The following is a 2695-nucleotide window of genomic DNA, read 5'->3' on the forward strand; positions in this document are numbered from 1 at the left end:
CGGCGTCCCCGCCGCGCGCGGCGGCGACGGAGGCGGACAGGGCGGCGGCAGTCCGCCCGTCGGGATCGTGGTCGGCCCACTGCTGGGCGCGGTCTAGCAGTTCCATTGTTCCTCCTTCAGTCGTCGAGCCCCGCCAGTATGGCGACGGTCGCTGAAACGCCGAGGCGGGAGGCGCCCGCCTCGATCATCGCGAGCGCGGTCGCCGCGTCGCGGATTCCCCCCGAGGCCTTGACGCCCAGGGCGTCCCCGACGGTGGCGCGCATGAGCGCTACAGCGTGGGCGCTGGCCCCGCCGGCGGGGTGGAAGCCGGTGGAGGTCTTCACGAAGTCCGCGCCGGCGCGCGCGGCCGCGCCGCACGCCATGACGATCTCCTCGTCGGTGAGGGCGGCGGACTCGATGATGGCCTTGAGGATCCCCGGAGCGGGGACCGCTTCGCGGACCGCCCGGATCTCGGCCTCCAACTCGTCCGCCCTGCCCTCTTTGACGAGCGCGATGTTGATGACCATGTCGACCTCGTCGGCCCCGTCCGCGACTGCGCGCGCGGCCTCGAAGGCTTTGACCTCCGGTTTGACGGCGCCGGAGGGGAATCCGACGACGCAGGCGACCTTGAGCCCCGGGGGCGCGCTCAGGGGGAGCATCGAGGGGGAGACGCACACCGAGTAGGTGCCCAGCTCGGCGCCCTCGGCCACGATTCTGGCGACGTCGGCCGAGGTCGCCTCGGGTTTGAGGATCGTGTGGTCGATCATGCGCGCCACGTCAGTTCTCTTCATACATCCATCCTTTTCGGATCCGTTCGGGCGAGGGGGCGGGGGCCTTCCTCAGATCCCCGCGAGCGAGAGCGAGAGCTCCATCATCTGGGTGAAGGCGGTCTGGCGCTCGGCGGGGGTGGTCACCGCGCCGGTGACGATGGAGTCGGAGACGGTGAAGATGCCGAGCGCCTCGACGCCGGCCTCGGCGGCCGTGGCGTACAGGCCCGCGGTCTCCATCTCGATGGCCATGATGCCCATCTTCTTCCAGCGGTCGTTGAAGGTCGGGTCGGCGTTGTAGAAGGTGTCCGAGGACAGGATGTTGCCCACGTGCGAGGTGACGCCCTTGCTCTTGGCGAGCTCGCGGACCGCCTCGATGAGGCGGTAGGAGCCGATGGGGGCGTAGGTGCCGGGCAGGTTGTACTGGTCCATGAACGCCGAGTTGGAGCAGGCGGCCTGGGCGATGACGACGTCGTAGAGGTTGATGCCCTCCTGGAGGGCGCCGCACGTGCCGACGCGGATGAGCCGCTTGCAGTCGAAGACGTGGATGAGCTCCCAGGCGTACAGGGAGATCGAGGGGATCCCCATGCCCGATCCCATGACCGAAACGGGGGTCCCCTGGTAGGTGCCCGTGAAACCGAGCATGTTGCGGACAGAGTTGAACTGCTCCGCGTCCTCGAGGTAGTTCTCGGCGATGAACTTCGCGCGCAGGGGATCCCCCGGCATGAGCACGGTCGGTGCGATGGGGGCCTGCGGATCGATGTGGGCTGTCGACTTCATCTGTGCTCCACTCCTGAGCGGGTCGGACTCTGCATGTGACTGAGGGGCGTCGTCGCCCCATTACTGGATACTACCCCAGGAAATAGCGAAATGTTAGATCGTGGGTTGACAAATGTTCCGCGTGGGGACGGATCACACACCGCCGTCGGCCCCCGGGCCCGCTCCCGGATCCCGGCCAGCCCCCTCACTGGCCTCCTCCAGCAGGGCCGTGGCGAGCCTCTGGTCCGTGACGAGGTGGCTCGCCAGGCCCATCCGCAGGGCCGTGCCCAGCGCGACGGCCTTGTGCTGGCCGCCCGCCACCAGGATCCGGATCGGGCGCGAGGCGAGATCCTCCAAGGAGATGCCCGCCGTCCTCTTGTCGATCGCGGGGACCGCGCACGCGCCCTCCCTGGTGTAGAAACGGGAGCAGGCGTCGCCCGCGGAGCGCTCCACCAGCTCCTCGACCTCCTGGTCGTTGAGGTGCCCCAGGTTGAGGATCAGGCTCTGGCGCCCGACGGAGCCCACGGTGAAGACCACGGCGTCCGTCCTCCTGCCGGCCTGGAGGATCCTGGCGATATGGGGATCCCGTTTGACGACGCTCAGCGTCCTGACGTCCTGGAAGATCGCGGGGAGCGGCAGGTACATGGCCGTCGCGTTCAGGGCGTCGCAGAAGGCGCGCATGATCTCGAAGTCGTTCGTGGCGAGCTCGGAGTAGGAGCTGCCCCCTTTGAGCTGGACGACCGTGACATCACTGCGCGCGGTGTGGCGCAGGTGGGAGGCCACGGCGCTCATGGTCCGCCCCCAGGAGATGCCGACGCTCATCCCGTCGTGCACCAGTTCGACGACCAGATCCGCCCCGGCGCGCCCGAGTTCGTCGAGCAGATCGGTCCCGCCCGGCACGTCCATGTGGACGACGCGGGCCTCGGCCAGCCCGAAGCGCTCCTCCAAACGGCGCGCCAGCTCCGACGAGGTCTCGCGGGGGTCGTGGATCGCGATGGTCACGAACCCGGCCTCCTTGCCGCGCTGGAGGAGTTTGGCCACGGTGGGGCGCGACAGCCCCATCGCGGTGGCCACCTCCGCCTGGCTCAAACCGCGCTCGAAGTAGAGCTTGACGGCGGTGACCGCCTGCTCGTCCCTCTTATCCACCGCGCTCCCCCGCTTCCCCGGGCGCTGTCCGCCCGCCTCCTGCC

At 69.2% G+C, this 2695-nt stretch carries 3 protein-coding genes; all 3 read right to left on the bottom strand.

All coding sequences use genetic code 11. The annotated features are described in order from the left end of the window. Positions 1-116 precede the first annotated feature (116 nt). Entirely contained in the window at positions 117-770 is a 654-nt protein-coding gene (gene deoC, locus BH719_RS04125; protein ID WP_009743499.1) for a deoxyribose-phosphate aldolase, read from the bottom strand. A 48-nt stretch (positions 771-818) separates the two neighbouring features. Beyond that, on the bottom strand, positions 819-1526 hold the full coding sequence (deoD, locus tag BH719_RS04130) for a purine-nucleoside phosphorylase (RefSeq protein ID WP_009743500.1): 708 nt from the start codon (positions 1524-1526) through the stop codon (positions 819-821). 132 nt (positions 1527-1658) lie between these two features. Next, a complete protein-coding gene (locus BH719_RS04135) occupies positions 1659-2651 on the bottom strand; it encodes a sugar-binding transcriptional regulator (protein WP_034255590.1) in 993 nt (330 codons plus the stop codon). Positions 2652-2695: the final 44 nt, after the last annotated feature.

Origin of the sequence: Pauljensenia hongkongensis (assembly GCF_001746855.1) — a bacterium.
GTDB lineage: Bacteria > Actinomycetota > Actinomycetes > Actinomycetales > Actinomycetaceae > Pauljensenia > Pauljensenia hongkongensis.